17 protein-coding genes are annotated in these 18,254 nt (G+C 36.1%); 6 read left to right on the top strand and 11 right to left on the bottom strand.

Features of this window, described 5'->3' with window-relative positions; genetic code table 11:
- Window positions 1-36: 36 nt before the first annotated feature.
- Together ybeY and HC176_RS00750 are read right to left on the bottom strand one after the other, a co-directional pair.
- Window positions 37-453, bottom strand: a complete 417-nt coding sequence (ybeY, locus tag HC176_RS00755) for an rRNA maturation RNase YbeY (RefSeq protein WP_167916269.1) — start codon at window positions 451-453, stop codon at window positions 37-39.
- Window positions 446-3,868, bottom strand: coding sequence for a coiled-coil domain-containing protein (locus HC176_RS00750; protein WP_167916268.1), 3,423 nt, complete (start codon window positions 3,866-3,868; stop codon window positions 446-448). Before HC176_RS00750 ends, ybeY begins: the two co-directional genes overlap by 8 nt.
- A gap of 454 nt (window positions 3,869-4,322) precedes the next feature.
- Here HC176_RS00750 and gltX point away from each other — a divergent pair, with 454 nt between their 5' ends.
- Window positions 4,323-5,891: a glutamate--tRNA ligase gene (gene gltX / locus HC176_RS00745; RefSeq protein ID WP_167916267.1), complete on the top strand. Its 1,569-nt coding sequence runs from the start codon at window positions 4,323-4,325 to the stop codon at window positions 5,889-5,891.
- Between the two features lie 298 nt (window positions 5,892-6,189).
- Here the strand turns inward: gltX and HC176_RS00740 are convergent, their stop codons facing one another.
- Window positions 6,190-6,534 carry a DUF983 domain-containing protein gene (locus HC176_RS00740; RefSeq protein WP_167916266.1) on the bottom strand — a complete coding sequence of 115 codons (345 nt, stop codon included), beginning with the start codon at window positions 6,532-6,534 and terminating at the stop codon, window positions 6,190-6,192.
- Between the two features lie 92 nt (window positions 6,535-6,626).
- On the opposite strand from HC176_RS00740, the gene HC176_RS00735 reads away from it, so the two are divergent.
- Window positions 6,627-7,499: an AraC family transcriptional regulator gene (locus HC176_RS00735; RefSeq protein WP_167916265.1), complete on the top strand. Its 873-nt coding sequence runs from the start codon at window positions 6,627-6,629 to the stop codon at window positions 7,497-7,499.
- A gap of 81 nt (window positions 7,500-7,580) precedes the next feature.
- Here the strand turns inward: HC176_RS00735 and HC176_RS00730 are convergent, their stop codons facing one another.
- On the bottom strand, window positions 7,581-8,264 hold the full coding sequence (locus HC176_RS00730) for an outer membrane beta-barrel protein (protein WP_167916264.1): 684 nt from the start codon (window positions 8,262-8,264) through the stop codon (window positions 7,581-7,583).
- A 73-nt stretch (window positions 8,265-8,337) separates the two neighbouring features.
- Between HC176_RS00730 and HC176_RS00725 the strand changes: the two genes are divergently transcribed.
- The gene (locus HC176_RS00725) at window positions 8,338-9,264 is read left to right on the top strand and encodes an SPFH domain-containing protein (RefSeq protein WP_167916263.1); all 927 of its coding nucleotides are present in this window, start codon (window positions 8,338-8,340) and stop codon (window positions 9,262-9,264) included.
- Between the two features lie 61 nt (window positions 9,265-9,325).
- Here HC176_RS00725 and HC176_RS00720 read toward each other — a convergent pair whose 3' ends face one another.
- The 6 genes from HC176_RS00720 to HC176_RS00695 form a co-directional block, all read right to left on the bottom strand.
- The gene (locus tag HC176_RS00720) at window positions 9,326-9,529 is read right to left on the bottom strand and encodes a hypothetical protein (RefSeq protein WP_167916262.1); all 204 of its coding nucleotides are present in this window, start codon (window positions 9,527-9,529) and stop codon (window positions 9,326-9,328) included.
- A gap of 88 nt (window positions 9,530-9,617) precedes the next feature.
- Window positions 9,618-9,965, bottom strand: a complete 348-nt coding sequence (locus tag HC176_RS00715) for a hypothetical protein (RefSeq protein ID WP_167916261.1) — start codon at window positions 9,963-9,965, stop codon at window positions 9,618-9,620.
- Window positions 9,966-10,085: 120 nt separating this feature from the next.
- Window positions 10,086-10,718, bottom strand: coding sequence for a response regulator (locus HC176_RS00710; protein ID WP_167916260.1), 633 nt, complete (start codon window positions 10,716-10,718; stop codon window positions 10,086-10,088).
- Entirely contained in the window at window positions 10,690-12,369 is a 1,680-nt protein-coding gene (locus HC176_RS00705) for an ATP-binding protein (RefSeq protein ID WP_167916259.1), read from the bottom strand. Before HC176_RS00705 ends, HC176_RS00710 begins: the two co-directional genes overlap by 29 nt.
- 225 nt (window positions 12,370-12,594) lie before the next feature.
- Window positions 12,595-13,752, bottom strand: coding sequence for a GNAT family N-acetyltransferase (locus tag HC176_RS00700; RefSeq protein ID WP_342448654.1), 1,158 nt, complete (start codon window positions 13,750-13,752; stop codon window positions 12,595-12,597).
- A 64-nt stretch (window positions 13,753-13,816) separates the two neighbouring features.
- On the bottom strand, window positions 13,817-14,299 hold the full coding sequence (locus HC176_RS00695) for a DUF1761 domain-containing protein (protein WP_167916258.1): 483 nt from the start codon (window positions 14,297-14,299) through the stop codon (window positions 13,817-13,819).
- Window positions 14,300-14,483: 184 nt separating this feature from the next.
- Between HC176_RS00695 and HC176_RS00690 the strand changes: the two genes are divergently transcribed.
- Genes HC176_RS00690 through HC176_RS00680 form a run of 3 tightly spaced genes read left to right on the top strand, consistent with a single transcriptional unit; the run spans window position 14,484 to window position 16,233 of the window.
- Window positions 14,484-15,071 (top strand): hypothetical protein, encoded by a 588-nt coding sequence (locus tag HC176_RS00690; RefSeq protein ID WP_167916257.1) that lies wholly within the window; start codon window positions 14,484-14,486, stop codon window positions 15,069-15,071.
- Between the two features lie 12 nt (window positions 15,072-15,083).
- Window positions 15,084-15,686, top strand: a complete 603-nt coding sequence (locus tag HC176_RS00685) for an RNA polymerase sigma factor (RefSeq protein ID WP_167916256.1) — start codon at window positions 15,084-15,086, stop codon at window positions 15,684-15,686.
- Window positions 15,676-16,233, top strand: coding sequence for a hypothetical protein (locus HC176_RS00680; RefSeq protein WP_167916255.1), 558 nt, complete (start codon window positions 15,676-15,678; stop codon window positions 16,231-16,233). The genes HC176_RS00685 and HC176_RS00680 overlap by 11 nt, the downstream gene beginning before the upstream one ends.
- Here HC176_RS00680 and HC176_RS00675 read toward each other — a convergent pair.
- Window positions 16,230-18,230: a glutamine--tRNA ligase/YqeY domain fusion protein gene (locus HC176_RS00675; protein WP_167916254.1), complete on the bottom strand. Its 2,001-nt coding sequence runs from the start codon at window positions 18,228-18,230 to the stop codon at window positions 16,230-16,232. The two genes, HC176_RS00680 and HC176_RS00675, sit on opposite strands and share 4 nt — an antisense overlap.
- Window positions 18,231-18,254: the final 24 nt, after the last annotated feature.

Genomic DNA, 18,254 nt, shown 5'->3' with positions numbered 1-18,254 from the left:
AATCAAATTTAAGTTTGCAAATATACGGCCTATAAATTAATTCTTTTTAAACCTCGATAGATAGTAATTCTCCTTATCCCGCATCAATCTGGCCTCATCAACCGTCTTATCTTTATAACCACAATAATGGAGCACCCCGTGGATAATGACACGTTTTAACTCCTCTTCAAAGGAAACATTAAACTCGTTAGCATTATCCTTAACGCGTTCTACAGAAATGAATATATCTCCTGCAATGGTCTTCCCAACCGAATAATCAAAACTAATAATATCAGTCAAGGTATCATGGTTAAGATATTCCACATTCAATTTATGCAAATAGGCATCATCACAAAACACATAATTGATTTCTTCAAGTTTGTGTTTTTCGTTTAAAACAGCACTGACAACCCAATCTGAAATCGCTTGTTCTGAATCCAATTTAAACTCCGCTTCGTAATTGAAATTAATCATTTTGCTTCTTGAAATATTTCTGAACCTTTTCTTTATAAACCGGTTGCAAAGGTAGAGCTTGTTTGTTTAATATTTCGGTGGTCTGGAAATATTCTTTTGCCGTTGGAATTTGATTGTTTACAGTACCAGAAAATTGTGTTTTGTTTGATTCCGATTCTCGCTTTTCTTCCTCACCTTGTTGATGGGTCGCATTCTGCATCTTTAAAAGCTGATGTTTTAAATCCATCATTTTTTGAAGCGTTTGATTCGTAAAACCTTTGTTCAATAATTCCAATTCTATATTTTCCATTTTTCTAACCAAAGCATCACCATTTCCACCAAATCCTTCTTTCTTAATTTTTTCTTCTAGTTGCTGACGTAACTGTTGCTGCTGTTGGTAGATTTCATAAAGCAATCCATTCATGTCTTCGTTGCTTCCTTCTCCTTGGCCGCTTGGCTTGCCATCCTCACCTTGTTGCTCGCCACGCTTTCCTTTATTACCTTCTTCGCCTTCCTTTTCTCCTTCTTTTTCTCCCTGACCTTGTTGCTTACCTTCACCTTCCTTTTGTTTACCCTGTTCTCCCTTTTTCATGCCCTGCTGCATCATTTTATTCAGCTGTTCTTGGCTCATAATAATATCGGGCAACTGCATATCGCCTTGGCCTCCCTTACCAGCCGACATACTCAAGCTTTCCTGCATACTGTCCAAAATATCACTTAAAATATCTGCCAAATTATTAGCCGAAGTCACAGCGAATTGCTGATTAGAAATACCTTGGTACATTTGATTTTCAGCAAGCAAAGTCATAGCCTTATCAATGTTGTAATACACATCGGTAATCTCTTTGTTAACCTGTTCGGAAATTTTAGGCTGACGCAAAGAAAGCGCAAACAAACTATCATCAACATGCTCAAAATGTTCTTTTAAATTGTTCTGTTTGACTAAATACGATGCATATTTATTATGACTGCTTTCAATAGTTTTAAATTGATTCATGAGGGCTTCCTGATCAAACGAAAACAATACCAAGTTATCTAAAATCTGGCGAAGCGTTTCCATATCTTCCTGCATCTGCTCACCCCCACCAGCTTGCATGGCACCCTGCATCTGTTCACTCATTTGCTTCATCTTTTGGGCTGCCTTTTTTTGACTTTGCTTTGCTTTTTGTAACGATTGTTTAGATTTATTTTGTTCAGAATTTTCTTCGTTTTCGGAAGGCAATTGTTCTTCTATTTGCTCTAATTCATCAGCCGACTTTTGTTGCTCAGCATCTACTTCGTTCTCATCTAATTTGTCACGAGGAATATCAATTGGCTTTTTTAATTGATCGCTTTCCTTTTCCAAAGCATCCATTTCTTCTTTGTATTTCTCAAACTTTTCATTTAATTCATCTTGCTTTTCCTTGGTGTTTTCTTCCTTTGGTTTATTGGATTGCTCCTCTTGTTCATCAGCCAATTTATCCAAATCATCACGCAATTTTTCCAACTTCTTTTCTACATAAAAACGCTTGGTTAATTCCAAAAGCTGCTCTAAACTTCTTTTTTTGTTTTTATTTTGTTTCGCCAAATCGTCCAGTTTATTGATAATCTCCTCTTGACTGATTTTATCCTGAAGCTTCTCAATTTCCTTTAGTAACCTTTCGTCCTTTTTTAACTTTTCTTCATTCTCTTTTAAACGTTCTTTGAGTGCTTCCTTAAATTCATCCTCATTGGGGTTTTCTTTTTGGAACTCTTCCAAATTATCCTTTAATTTTTGGTTGAAATGTTTCATCATTTCGTCCTGCTGCTTTTGTCGTTTAAAGAACGACTCTAACTTTTTCTTATCGTTAAAATTTAAATCTGATTTCTCCTTCTGCGTTTGCGTTAACTCATTCAATTCCTTTTCCTGCTCATCAAACTTTTCCAAAGACTTATACAAATCCTGAATGGTTTCCACCTGCTCCTTTAACCGTCGCTGCTCTTCCTCATCCTGTGTCTGTTTCCTATAGCTGAACGATTCACTTTTAGCACTCTTAAATCGGTTAACGGCATCATTATCGAACACCTGAAAATACATCTCATAAGCTACCCCAGCTTCAACATTAAGTTCATTCGGAAAAGCTGAAATGAATTCGGAAATATTGGAGTTGGAAACCGGAATTACAACTTCCTGTTTGTTGTTTTCGTCACTGATGGGATAATACACCAATTGCAGTTTACTGAAACCATAATCGTCACTCACCTGCCCTTTAAAATAAAGGGTTTGCATATCCAAGCTATCCTGTTTCATTTCCACATTGATTTCAGGATATTGATCCTTAACCACATCAATATTAAAGCCTAAATTCTCGTAATGTTTTAAATGTTTGTTGCTCGTACTTAAGGAATAATCAAAATTACTGAACACCTGTTTTGAAGCCTCAAACTGGTTTGATTTTTCAGCATTAAAAAGCACTGTGTCTTTTGAAAACAGAAACACCTCATCGGTCGATTTGGTCTGTAACTTCCACGTGATATTAGTGCCTTCTGGAACAACGGCATTACCGGTACTGTTTAGCGTTTCATCTTGTTTTTTGGTATAATTCGGATAGTCAAGCACCATTTTAAAATCCAATAACGACGGCGTTTCCACCAAATTTACCGTGTAGGGTTTTGATGTGACTGCATTAGCCGAAAGCTGAAACGTAACGGGTTCGCCCAATTGCGAAAACACATACTCAAACTCACCTGGCGCTTTATGCTGCAAAAAATAAGTTTCGTTGTTATAATTAATTTGTGCGGTTTCAGGAACTACGTCGCCCGCCGTTTTTACAATCAATTTAAAATCTTTGTGCTCAATGGCATTTAGGTTGTCATTAACCACAAAAAACTGGAACGGTGCGGGTGGTTCGTAAGCTGTTTTATAATGCACCACGCGTTGGTAGCTATCGCTAAACCAATTAAAATTCCCTGAAACAAACGTGAGCAATAAAATAACCACGGGAATGGCGGCGTACTTTAAATACCCCAAATTGCGTTTAAAATTTACGGCCAATTTGAAAGGTACCGGTGTCAACTCCATCGATTTTTGTTCTATACTGGCCAACAGTAATTCCGATTGCGTTTTGCTTTGATGAAGCTGAAGGACGTTCAACAATTTATCATTCACCTCCGGAAAATGCTTACCAATAATTTTTGAAGCGGCTTCGTAATCAATCCCTTTTTGAAGTTTGAACAGTTTCGCCAATGGAATAAAAACAAACTTGATAAGCAACCCCAACTCTACCGCTACAAACAGCCAAAACAGTACGGTTCTCGCCGTTGTATTAAGCCATAACACGTGCTCGATAAACAGCGTAAACAAAAAATACAGCAACCCAATGGTAAAAAACAGAATAGCTCCTTTAAGCAATTCGTTGGTATAAAATCGCCTAATAAAAGCTTCAAGTTTGCTTTGTATGGTTTTAAAATGGCTCATAAATTATAAAAATTCACGCTAATTTACTAAACTACAACTTTATGTGCTATTGTTCGCCTAACATCATGTTAATTTAATGTAGGTGCTCAACATATTTAGACACAAATTGGACGAATATTCACAAATGTATTACGCAATTATCATAGGTTTTTAAAATGAAAAGATTCGTGTTAATTGGTGAAATTGATGTCTTTACATGTTGTCTTTTTTTGGACACGAATGGCACTAATTTTCACGAATTATTTATTGAAAAGTTTGATGCCCGAAAAAATATTTACCTAAAACACCTCTATAATCCCCTCAAGGGGATAATATCACACGTGTTCCATTTTACAAAAACGAAAGGCTTTCCAATTTTTGTCATCTATTGAAAAAAGGATAAAACGGTATCCATATCAGTAGAAATTCGTGTCTTAAAGAATTTTGATTGTATCTTTGCAAAAACTTAAAAAACATGACCAAAAACGTTCGTGTGCGTTTTGCACCCAGCCCAACCGGACCACTACATATTGGCGGTGTTCGTACCGCGCTTTTCAATTATTTATTTGCTAAAAAACACAACGGCACCTTCGTGCTTCGTATTGAAGATACCGACCAAACCCGCTATGTTGAAGGTGCCGAGCAGTACATTATCGATGCCCTAAATTGGTGCGGTATGCCTTTTGACGAAGGGCCGACCGAAGCTACCCATAGCACCAGTACCGGCAACTATGGCCCTTACCGACAAAGCGAACGCAAAACGCTTTATAAAAAATATGCCGATATGCTTATTACATCGGGCAATGCTTATTACGCTTTTGATACTGCGGACGAATTGGATTTCCACAGAAAAGACCACGAAGCTAAAGGTAAAACCTTTATTTACAATTGGCATAACCGCTTAAAACTAAAAAATTCATTATCGCTTAGCGCGGAAGAAACTCAAGCTAAAATTGAATCCGGTGAAGATTACGTGATTCGCTTTAAGAGTCCACAGGATGAAACGCTTTATTTAAAAGACATCATCCGTGGCGATATAAAAATCGACACCAATATTCTGGATGATAAAGTGTTGTTTAAAAGTGATGGGATGCCAACGTACCATTTGGCAAATATTGTAGACGACCATTTAATGGAAATTACCCACGTTATTCGTGGTGAAGAGTGGTTGCCCTCTTTAGCGTTGCATTACCAATTGTACCAAGCTTTTGGTTGGGAAGCTCCTGAATTTGCACATTTACCACTTATTTTAAAACCCACAGGAAAAGGAAAATTGAGCAAGCGCGATGGCGATAAAATGGGCTTTCCGGTATTTCCATTGGAATGGACCGACCCCAAAACCAACGAAGTTTCCAGAGGCTACAAAGAAGACGGTTATTTCCCGGAAGCCATGGTTAACTTTTTGGCCTTTTTAGGCTGGAATCCAGGCACAGAACAGGAAATTTTCTCGATGGACCAATTGATTGAAGCTTTCGATTTAAAGAAAGTAAACAAATCGGGCGCCCGTTTCGACCCCGACAAAACCAAATGGTTTAACCACCATTACATGCAAGAGCAAAGTGACGCTATTTTGGCAGAACAGTTTAAGCCTATAGTGGATGAGAATTTAAACGTCATTGCGAGTGAAGCGGAGCAATCTGCTAATAATGATATCGATGTGCAATACATTGCCCTAGTCATTGGTTTAATAAAAGAACGCGCCACCTTTGTTCATGATTTTTGGGACTTGAGCCACTTCTTTTTCACCGCACCAACAGCCTACGATGAAAAAGCATCCAAAAAAGCTTTTAAAGATGATACAGCCGATATTCTCAAAAAAGTAAAAGACCTCGTTTTACATATTGACGATTTTACCGTTACCGCCCTACAAAAAGACATAAAAGGCTGGATTACCAGCAACGACATTGGTTTTGGTAAAGTAATGATGCCACTACGTTTGGCTTTAGTGGGTGCCTTACAAGGCCCTGATGTGTTCGATATTATGTTTATGATCGGAAAGAACGAAACGGTTAAGCGTATTGATAATGTTATAAAGGTGTTGTAGCCCAAAAAATTCGTCATTTCGAGTAAATTTCATGACAGAATGAATGAAATTTGCACTTAGTCTTCGCTCAGCAGAACTATCGAGAAAAGAATTTTCAATACAAAAATAGTTCTCTCCCGATAGCTATCGGGAACAATTTTTCGTTCTGCTTCGGCTACGCTCAGCAACCACTCAAAATCACTCGAACTGACGTCCAATAAATTGCCCTTAAAATGGATTTACTGGTCTATTTTAAGGGCTCTTTAGTTTTCATAAAAATTGAATTTGTAAATAATTTCAGCTACCTTCAAAGTTATATTTAATAAAACAAATATATCCAAATAGACCTTGACAATTTAAAATTGATAGTACTTAATAAAAATGCTGTCATACAAATAATGGCAAAAACTCTCAAAGGTGACAAATCAATAAAATACCAAAACATCACTAGACTTCCTATCATTTGAGCCGAAGCTAGCGCATAACTCACAAACATAGCCCCGAAAAAGAAACCAGTTTCTCTTTCAAATTTATAATTGCACTCTGGACATCTATCGTTCATTTTCGGAATATTCAATAATAATATGTTCCCTCCATTCATAAAAATCTTTCCTTTTTTACAATTCGGACACTTACAATTCAATGCATCAACAACTTTACTCATTACAATATATTTTATACTACAAAATTAAGACTGTAAATAATTTTTAGTGTTATAAAATATTCTCCATTTTTTGTACTTTTAGGACATACAATATGAAAACACCAGTTCTAAACATTAATCAATTTAAAGAATCCGCACCACTCAACGATGTGTATATAAATTCTTTTTCGAATCATATACAGCGTAACAAGGATATAATTTACAAACCACATAGTCATAATTTCTATCTATGTGTACTATTTACTGAAGGTACAGGTACTCATGAAATTGATTTTAATTCTTATAGTATAAATCCTGGAAAGATATTTTTTTTAAAACCAGGACAAACACATTTTTGGAAATTTGAAACACAGCCTCAAGGATTTATCTTTTTTCATTCTCAAGAATTCTATGAATTAAAATTTTTAGAACATAAACTCCATTCATTTCCTTTTTTTTATTCCAATCAGAATCCTCCTGTTTTAGAATTAGCACCAAAAAAGCTTCAGGAAATAAATCTTAAGTTTCAGGAAGCTTATACTGAATATTTACAAACCAATCTTTTAAGAGAGTTTAAAATAGTAAATTCACTAAATAACATTTATATAGAATTAACAAGGGCATATACGGTTGATATCAATTTAGAAAAGCTTAATTCTCCAAACTATTCTAAAATACTTGAAGCTTTAGAGAATTTAATAAACACCCATTTTTATAGTCAAAAATTCCCTAAATTTTATGCTGATAAATTAAATATAACCACCAAACATCTGAATAGAGTAGTAAACAAAACACTAAATAAAACGACAAGTCAATTAATTTCTGAAAGGATAATACTAGAAGCAAAAAGATTGATTGTACATTCTCAAGACCATTTGGCCAATATCGCATATACACTAGAATTCTCGGACTATGCCTATTTTTCAAGGTTTTTCAAATTAAAAACAGGTATAACGCCTTTAGATTTTCGGAAAAAGTATTTCTGATTAATTTTTAATTAATTTAAAGAATTGCTAACTTAGACGTTTAACCACGCAACAAACCATATACAAACACTCTAAACGAAATTAAAACGACACCATAGCCCCTAAAACCAACATACTTTGGTTACCTTTAAAACGGGCATCTCCCCCACTCGTATCCAAATCCTGTTTTTCCAATTTTTTAAGCATATTGGTAAAGCCGTAAATGTATTGGGCTTTAAGCTTAAAATTTTTAATTCCGGCGGAAGCCCCAACAGCGCCATTAAAATGAAACTGCGAAATATTGGTGATATCCTCGGCTGTTAAGTTGGCGTAGTTATTTATGTAATACCCTTCTTGGCTTTTATCGTCAAACTCCAATTTACTGTTGTATTGTATCATAGGGCCAACATCAATGGTAAAATGGTTGGGAATCACTTTAACATGCATGAGCATAGCGGCCTGAACGGCAAACAACTTATAATCGATAAATTCATTTTCTGTGCTTAACATGGTAGGACGTCCCAATACCTCAACATGATTTTCAGAAAATTGCATACCGAAACTCACATTATACCACCGCAAAGGGATATCAACATTCGCCATAAAACCACCAGCAAAACCATTGGAAGCTTTAGTTTCAAAATTATCGGTAAGAATATCGAATTTGGCAATTCCGCCGGTAATGTTAAAACCATTGGTTATGGGGTAATTGCCACGTTGGGCAAAATTATTTGTAACAAAACATAGTGTAACAGCTACTAATAGGAAAAGTTTGATTTGTTTCATTTGTAAGCCTCTAAGCGACCAAATATAGTATATTTTTGTATCTTAATTTTCTTAAACCTTTTAACTAAACATTATGAGCTTCTTTTATCTTCCGTTTATTATCCTTGGCCTGGTTATTTTATTTGCCTCCTTTTTTATTGTAAAACAGCAAACCGCTGCCGTTATTGAACGTTTTGGAAAATTCCATAGCATTCGCCAATCCGGACTTCAACTTAAAATTCCATTAATTGATAAAGTTGCGGGTCGGCTAAGTTTAAAAATTCAGCAATTGGATGTTATTGTAGAAACGAAAACGCTCGACGATGTATTTGTAAGGTTGAAAGTATCAGTTCAATACCGTGTACTGAGCCAAAAAGTGTACGATGCTTTTTATAAATTGGATTATCCGCACGAGCAGATTACAAGTTATGTATTTGATGTAGTTCGAGCTGAAGTTCCTAAAATGAAATTGGATGACGTATTTGTTAAAAAAGATGATATTGCCCTAGCCGTAAAAGCCGAATTAAACGATGCCATGCTGGATTATGGATTTGATATAATAAAAACTTTAGTAACCGATATTGATCCCGATCCACAAGTAAAAGCAGCTATGAACCGCATTAATGCCTCAGAGCGTGAAAAAATAGCCGCTCAATACGAAGGTGACGCCGCACGTATAGTAATCGTTGAAAAAGCTAAAGCAGAGGCCGAAAGCAAGCGTTTACAAGGGCAAGGTATTGCCGACCAACGTCGTGAGATTGCCCGAGGTTTGGAAGAATCGGTTGAAGTATTAAACCGTGTGGGTATTAACAGCCAAGAGGCTTCAGCGTTAATTGTAGTAACCCAACATTACGACACCTTGCAATCGTTAGGTGAAGAAACCAATAGCAACCTTATTTTGTTGCCCAATGCACCACAGGCCGGTAGCAACATGCTTAACGATATGGTAGCCAGTTTTACCGCTAGCAACCAAATTGGTGAGGCTATGAAAAATGCCCAAAAGAAAAAAGAGGACGAATAAATCGTTCCTCTTTAAAAATTAAAAAGCCCATTAGAAAATTTCTAATGGGCTTTTTTTAATACTATTTTTTATATCCTTCTATCAGATTTTTTAAAGTGTTTCGGTAATCTTCTAACTCTTCTAGTCCAAGCGAGGGATTCATATCACCTTTTGGTAACGTACCTCGACTTTCATCTAAGTATTTTTGAAGTTCGGGGTAATCGTCTTCAATAGTTCTAGTAAGCGTTGAAATTTCAGTTAAAATATCCTTTTTTTGTGCTTCCATTTTTAATGCTTTTTAGTGTTATCAACAAAATACAAAAATGAAAACGAAAAAAATCTTAAAGAACTACTAATTTATCATTAGAAACGAATTAGTCTTCGTTTTTGGCTACTAGTGCATTAGAATTATCGTTGCCTTCGTTTTCTCTCCAAGGCTTATGGTTTTTGTATTCAGGGCCTTTTAAATCAGATTTATCAGAACCAAATACCACAGTAGTATAAGTTTTATCAGCAGTATCGTTAGTGTGTTTTTTGTTTTTATAAGCTGGTCCTGTTAATTTTTCTTCTTTTGCTACAGCATAGATAGGAGTAGCTTCAGTTTTTTGCTGTCCGTGCTTAAAATTTTTATACGCTGGTCCTTTCAGATCACTTCTTTTTTGGGCATAAGCCGAAATTGAAGCTGCAAATACCAGTGCTAAAATAATGGCTATATTTTTCATAATCTTTTTATAGTTTTTTTATTATACTACAAAAATAAGTGTAAAACAGGGCCTTTACTGGTAATTGAAACCACGTAATCTGTATCCGTATTTATACGGATATTTAAGTTAAAACTGCTTCTAAATCAAGTTAATCTGTGTAGCCTTTTTTATTAACTCCGCGGTATTTTTAACTTCTAATTTTCTTAAAATATTGGCGCGGTGTGTTTCTATGGTTCGGGTGCTTACAAACAATTTTGAGGCGATATCCTTTGTGGTTAGTCCTTGAGAAATAAGCTCTAAAACCTCCTTTTCTTTGTTGGATAAAATGTTTTCGCTAACCTTTTGTTCAGACATGAAATTAATCATTTTTTCGGCTATCATTGGGCTAAAATATTTTTTCCCCTGGTGCACGATGCGTATTACCTTGATCAATTCATCTTCATCGGTATTTTTAAGCATATAGCCATAGGCGCCCGCTTTGGCACATTTGGCGATATAGTTTCCATCGTCATGCATCGAAATCACAATGGGTTTTACTCTTGCGTTTTGTTCCTTTATTTGGCTTAAAACCTCAAAACCGTCCATGTTTGGCATGGTAATGTCGAGCAAAACAATGTCGATATCACCATTTGTTTCCAACGCTTCCATAAATTGTTTTCCGTCGCCAACGGATTTTACAATGTCGATATCATTGTGCTTTTTCAACAGTTCTTTTAAGCCATTTCTAAAAAGTTCGTGGTCGTCAGCTATGATTAGTTTTATTTTCTTCATGTTCTATGGGTAATTCAATTTCGAAAGTAGTATTGCCCTGTTTCGATTTTATTTTAATTTCGCCGTTACAGATTTCAACCCGTTCTTTCATGTTAATAATGCCCGAACCCAGTTTTACAGTATTGATGTTAAAGCCTTCCCCATCGTCAAAATAAAAAAGGGAAATGAAATCGTCAAATTCCGAAAGGGTAATCCGGATATTTTTTGCTTTGGAATGTTTTAAGGTATTATTAATCAATTCTTGTCCGATCCTAAAAATATTGATGGCTTGGTTTTTCGCAATTTTACTCTCGTTTTCCTTGGTTAAATCTTCAAACTCTATGGAAATGCCCGATGTTTTTTTGATATTATCAACAAAATTGGTGAGCGCCACGCCAACACCAAAATCGTCGATGGTGGAAGGCATCAGGGCATTCGACATCAGTCGGATTTCTGAAATCGTACCATCGAGAATCTTTTTCATTTCGTCCTTTTGGGTGGGGCTTTCAATGCGGTTTTCAATATAAAATTTCAACGACGTGAGCAACGGGCCAATACCATCGTGCAGTTCGCGCGAAAGGCGGCGACGTTCGTTTTCCAAACCATCTACCATCAGGCGTTTGGTATTAACTCTATTTTTGTTTTCCTTATTTCGGAACTCCAACAGTTTGTCACGCATTTTTATCAAGCTTTTTCCCAATAAATCATTCTGACTTTTGGGAACGTAATTGGAATTTAAGTTCATCTTTCCCAATTCATTGGAAAAACTTACCGCACCCTGTAACGATTTTTTAAGGTTAGCCAAAGCATCGAACATATCCTTTATTTCGTTGGAATTGATCACAAAATCGTCGGTTTGGTTGTAGTCGCCATCGGCCATTACCTTCAAACTTTTACGCATGTTCGAAATGGGGTTGGTAATAATTTTGGTTAGGAACAACGAAAGCACGATAGCCGCTATCATGATGATTAAAATGAGTCCCAACAGCCTTAATTTGAGCTGTTCCAAAGGCGCTTTTACCTCGCTGGTATCAATCTCCGAAAGGATAACCCACTTGAGGTTAGAAACGGATATGGGGCTGTAAACGCTGTACACATCAATGCCGCGATAATCATGAAACACCCCTCTGCCGGTAGTTCCCGAAAGCGCATCAATTACCCCTTTGGTTTTGGCTTTGATGGATGAAGGCGTTTTTTCGGGCATAAAACGTGATGGCGAACGCATGGTAAAATCTTCGCCGACCAAATAAGACTCCCCGCTCTCCCCCATTCCAGCACGTTCCAGTAGGATTTCTGTGATTTTGGTGTATGGGATAATTTTTGCCTTTACCATGCTATCGTTTACCGAAACCAGCCCTATTGAAGTCTTTCCTTTTTTGTTGTAGCTCGTAAAGTCATAAATTCCAGAAGTACGCAGCACGCTTTGAGGCACCTCCATATCGAGGCTATCAATTGAAAATTCATTGCTTTGTTCCGCCAAAAACGTGTTCCATTCCGTTTGGATTAAATTCTCAAACTGAATTTGTTTTAAGGTTTTTATGGAATTGAGCTGAAGCAGAATTCTATCGTCCAATACCTTTGAAAACTGATTGTAAAAGGTGATGGACAACATGAGTATCACCATAAAAATCAAGCTGTTTATGATGATGAGTATGAGGTTTCTTAGGCTCATTGACAAACTTTGTAATTAACAATGGTAAAGGTAAAAAGTATTCTATTTCTGTTCAATTTTAAAGCTCAATGTCACTTAGAGTCTTTCGGCTTCGCTCAAGATAAACTTAATTCAAGAAGCCTTTAAAAAAACATTTATAAAATTAGGTCTCGACTCCGCTCGACCTGACAAAAATTAGATGTTAATGCCATTACCTATCCATTTTTGAAAGTTACTAAAACAAATCTATTTAAACGGGTGGCGCACCTGCCAATCTTCGGAAGGATTCATCAACTTAAATATTAATCTAAAAATACCGTTTAAGAAGCTGTTGGTGTGCTTTAAATACACCACCATCGGTTTGGATTTTGCGCCCACCGAACTTTTTATTTCCATGGCTGTACGGGCATAAACCACTTTTTTTAATTGGTTGCTTATAGCGAATTCCAACATGTCGTAAAGCATGTTTAAATACAGCTGGTTGGGATATTGATGCGCTTTATCATAACCCAAAAAATAGGTTTCCAAATCTTCATTGTTCAAAATGAGCGTAAAAAAACCAACCAATTCACCTTTTAAATAATAACCAAAAACCTTGAAATTTTCCTTTAGCTGAAGTTTTAAACTATAAAAATGATTTTCGGGAAGTACAAACGTATTAAACTTGGCATTGTTGGAGACGTTCATGTAAAAGCGATGCAGTTCGGGTGTGTGCTTTTCAATAGCATCCAAATCCATTTCAACGGTTTTTATGGAATTTCGTTTTTTACGGGCCCGTTTATAGCGGTCGCGGTATTTTTTATTGAGGCTTTGCAAATAGTCTTGAAACGTTTTCCACTCTGGCCTTACGGAAAGTATCATATTGGGCTGCACATACACTTGGTGCAAATTTTCGGAATCGAAAATAGCTTTAGCTTCGTGAATGGCGTCGTCCTTAAAAAAATCCTTTAACGCAACCGCTCTTATTTTTTTATTTTGATTGTTTTTAATTCGGTCGGTAATATCATCCAAAGCTGAAAAAATAGCCTCAAAAAATTCAGTTTTCAAGAGGGCTTTCGGATTATAAAAAAGTCCGTGCTGCCCCGTATGCGTTAAGTTGCCCACCACCAAAATATTGCCTTTTAAAACCCGCGACACCACATCCTTAAAAAACGTTTTGATGCACGATACCTGCGTGTTGCGAAACATATCCTTTAAATACAACTGCACCCGCTGCGCAATGGCAATGCCTTCCAAAGCCTCATTTTTAAAAACACCAATGTAAAACCATTGGATGTTTGTTGGAGTAGCTTCTTCCATGGCTTGTAAATAATGCGATTGCAACAACACATCGTGTTTTGCTAAAGCGTCCCATCCCAGCGGAAGTTCGTTAAATGATGCGTAAATTTTATACCGTGTCAACACAAAAAAGAAAAGACTGAAAATTACAATTCTCAGTCTTTAAATATGTTAAAAGTTTACAAAATTATTATTTCCATGCACAGATTATGCCTCCCATTAAACCTAGAGTAACAATCCAATATCCTACATTTATAAAAATGTACTTAGCACTTTTTCGTTCGAAAAGCGCATTGGTGCCCAAAATAGGCAAAGCAATAAAAATACCAGTTAACACGCCGTGGAATACGCCATGTTTAAAGGTTCTAAACGCATCGGAATAATCGGCCATAAAGGCCTCGTACGATGGTAAAGCATTGGCTGGGTCGCCCCCTACCAAACTAAAAGCTCCCATTTGGTGGATTACAATTCCGGGAAGTGCCGTAGAAAGTAAAAACGCAAAAAGCAGTGCCAAACCAAAGATTTTGGCCATGTTGGCCCCTTTCATTTTTTCTTCGGTCATGTCGGCCACTTTCATCCAAGCCGTTCCGAAAGTTTTTGGGTTGTACCAAATAAAACCGACCACCAAGGCCGAAACCGCAGCCACAATCATGGCTAAAAAATTGAATTCCATAGTTTAAGAAAATTGGTTAGTATGCTTAAAGATAGCTAAAAAACTTTTCTGTTTAGCTAGACTTGGCAAATCTTACTTGTGTTAAACCTAGTCGAAGTAAAAAAACTTTATTATAATATGAACCTTTTACGCATTTAGGTGTATTTAAAAATAAAGATATTTATTAACTATTAAATTTACACCGATGGAAAAAACAACACTCAACCTTATTTTAAGCACAATTATTCTTGCAACATGCGTATTTTATCCAAATACTATTAAAGCTCAAACTGTTAAAAACTGGCACATTGCAGGAAGTAAACCTGAAAGTTATAAAATAGGTATAAGCCACGATAAGGAAAGAAATAGTAACGTAGCATATTTAAAATCCAAAGAATCTAAAATAGATGGTTTTGGCACCATAATGCAAAGTTTTCAACCAACTGATTTTTTAGGAAAAAAAGTAAAATTAACAGGCTACATAAAAACTATTGATGTTAAACGTTGGACAGGAATGTGGATGCGTGTTGATGGCCCAATTAAAGGACAATCCTTAAGTTTTGACAATATGGGAGACAGGCCTATAAAAGGCTCTACACCTTGGAAAAAATATGAAATCATTCTCGACGTTCCAAAATCTGCAACTAATATTTCCTACGGCGTACTAACCGATGGTACAGGCGATGCTTTAATAGACAATTTTAATTTTGAAATTATAAGTGATGATGAAACCTCTACCGGAAGAGTAAAATTGGAAAAACCAACAAACACAAATTTTGAAGAATCTAATTAAAGCGAATTGAGATTGGATTTTATAAGTAAAAATTTCTATAAGAATAAATCTGATGAAGATCTAATAGAACTTATCAATAAAGGAAATGAAAAAGCTTTTAACGAAATATATAGAAGATATTCCAAAAGACTTTATTATTTTTTCTTTAAAAAACTATACCAGGACCACAATAAAGCCGAAGATTTTTTACAAGATTTATTTCTTAAATTAATAGAAAAGGCTAATTATTTCGATAAAACCAAGTTGTTTTCTACTTGGTTTTATACTATCGCATATAACATGTGTAAAAACGAATACCGATTAAACGAAAAACAAAATTTAGTAAAAAACGGTATTTTAGTAAAACCAGATGTTGTCGTCTACTCGAACGTAGAAAACAAATATGATACTGCTATTTTTAACCGCTATTTACAAAATGAGTTAGCTAAAATTGACGAAAACCATAGGCTTGCATTCTTAATGAGATATCAAGATAATTTATCAATTAAAATGATAAGTGAAATTATGGGATGCTCTGAGGGTACCGTAAAATCTCGACTGTTTTATACAATTAAAAAACTATCAAAACAACTAAATAAATTTAATGCTTTAAAAAACTGCAACGATGGAAAATAGGCTTGAAGAATTATTATTAGCAAAAGAATATTCTAATTTATATCCTAAAGAAAAAGCTTTCGTTTTAACAAAAATATCCAAAGAAGATTACATTATAAAACGTACTTTACTTATCAATTCCATTGAGTCTTTCAATGACGAGTATAAAAATATATCACTAAACAAAAACATAAAAAAAAACTTAAGTGATGCTTTTAAAAAGCAAAAAACAAAAGATAAATCAAACTTTTTAAAAAACTTTATAACAACAAGAAAGGTGTTAGCACCAACAGTTTCTGTGGTTTGTTCCTTTGTTTTAATAGTTCTATTTTATAATTTTTATAAAGAAATTACATTGAAAAACAATATAGAATCGGTAACCAATTATTTACTTTATGAGAATATCAATAAAGAGAATATTAATCATTTTTATTTGATTGATTCTCTTGAAAACCATCATAAAATAGCCGATTCAATAAATATGAAACACAACGAAATGAATAAGTTTTTAAGAATTAAAAATCAAGGTTTAGACGCTTCTTTTTCTCCGTCAGACCATAATTTTTAATTTATTTGTTTAGCCTCTGCCACCAACAACTCATTTTTATCCTCCAAAGCCTTTTCTAAAAAGGCATTGATTTCCTCATTTCTTTCTTGTCCGTTTTCCAACAAAACGCCTAGCACCAAAGTCGCCGCAATACGGGTACCCACTTTTTTTACCGCTGTATTGAACAAAGGCTCCAATTCGTCGTAGCTCACCTCTTTGGCTAACTCTAAAATCTCAGCCTTTACTTTAGCTTGTTTATCTTCAGGGTAATTGGTGTATTTTTTTCCCAATTGTTGAATAACATTTATGGCCTTTCGTTTTGGTTGCTGATTATTGGGTTTATTGTTTTGTTGTGGCTGTTGTGGCTTCGGTTTTGCTTTGGCCCACGAATCGCGCAAACCAACGGTTTTGTTGAATACCAATTTTTCCTCAGAAGCATCGTCATCCACATTAAAATAGCCCAATCGTTGAAACTGGAACCTATCGCCTACTTTGGCTTCTTTTAAACTTGGTTCGACAAAAGCTTCAATAATTTTTAGGGAATTCGGATTTAAAAACTCCATGAAATCTTTGTCTTGGTGCGCATCGGGCGCTTCGTCCATGAACAACCTATCGTATTCACGAACTTCTGCTTTTACAGCATGCTGAATAGACACCCAATGCAAAGTACCCTTTACTTTTTTGGAAGTATCTTCGGAATAGGTACAGTGTATTTCAACAATATTGCCATCGGCATCTTTTACCACACTTTCTGCTTTGATGATGTACGCATTTTTAAGTCGCACCTCGCCACCCAATTTCAATCTGAAAAACTTATTGCTAGCTTCTTCCTTAAAATCGTCTTTTTCAATATAAAGCTCGCGCGAAAACGGCACTTTTCTAAATCCGGCACTCTCGTCTTCCTGGTTATTTTCGGCATCGAGCCACTCCACTTTATCTTCAGGATAATTGGTAATCACCAATTTTACTGGGTCTAAAACCGCCATAACGCGCGGGGCCCGTTTGTTTAAATCCTCACGGATACAAAATTCCAATAACGATACGTCAATCACGTTATCGCGCTTCGCTACACCAACAGTTTCTACAAACTTGCGCAAGGCTTCTGGCGTGTAACCACGGCGACGCAAACCTGAAATGGTAGGCATACGCGGATCGTCCCAACCTGAAACGATATTTTGCTCCACCAATTTGAGCAACTTTCGTTTACTCATAATGGTGTAACTTAGGTTTAAACGGGCAAATTCGCGTTGTTTCGGCCTTAATTTATCAGGATCCACCACTTGGTCTAAAAACCAATCGTAAAGCTCTCTGTGGGGTTTAAATTCCAACGAACATAAGCTATGCGAAATCTGCTCGATATAATCGCTCTCGCCATGCGTCCAATCGTACATCGGGTAAATGCACCAATCGTTTCCGGTACGGTGGTGCGATTTTTTCATGATACGGTAAATAATCGGGTCGCGCATAAGCATATTGGGGTGCTGCATATCAATTTTAGCACGCAAAATATGTTCGCCTTCATCAAACTCGCCGTTTTTCATCCGTTCGAACAAATCGAGGTTTTCTTCAATTGTTCGGTTTCTGTAAGGACCATCAACTCCAGGTTGTGTTGGTGTACCTTTTTGCTCGGCCATAGCCTCGCTACTTTGCGAATCGACATAAGCTTTACCGTCTTTTATAAGCTGAACGGCCCAATCGTATAACTGCTGAAAATAATCGGAAGAAAATAATTCTTTGTCCCATTTATAGCCCAACCAAGCTACATCTTTTTTAATGGCATCCACATATTCCTGTTCCTCTTTGGCAGGGTTAGTATCGTCAAAGCGCAAGTTCACAGGTGCATTGTAATGCTCACCCAAACCAAAACTGATACCGATGGCCTTGGTATGACCTATATGCAAATATCCGTTGGGTTCTGGCGGAAAACGGAAACGCAAATCGTTTTTAGACATACCATTGGCCAAATCTTCCTCGATAATTTGCTCGATAAAATTGAGCGATTTTCTTTCTTCAGACATAAATTTTAATCCTATTACAGAAAC

It is taken from the genome of Tamlana crocina (genome assembly GCF_012037625.1).
The sequence above is the reverse complement of the archived record's forward strand: the minus strand, read 5'-3'. Positions and strand labels throughout refer to the sequence as shown.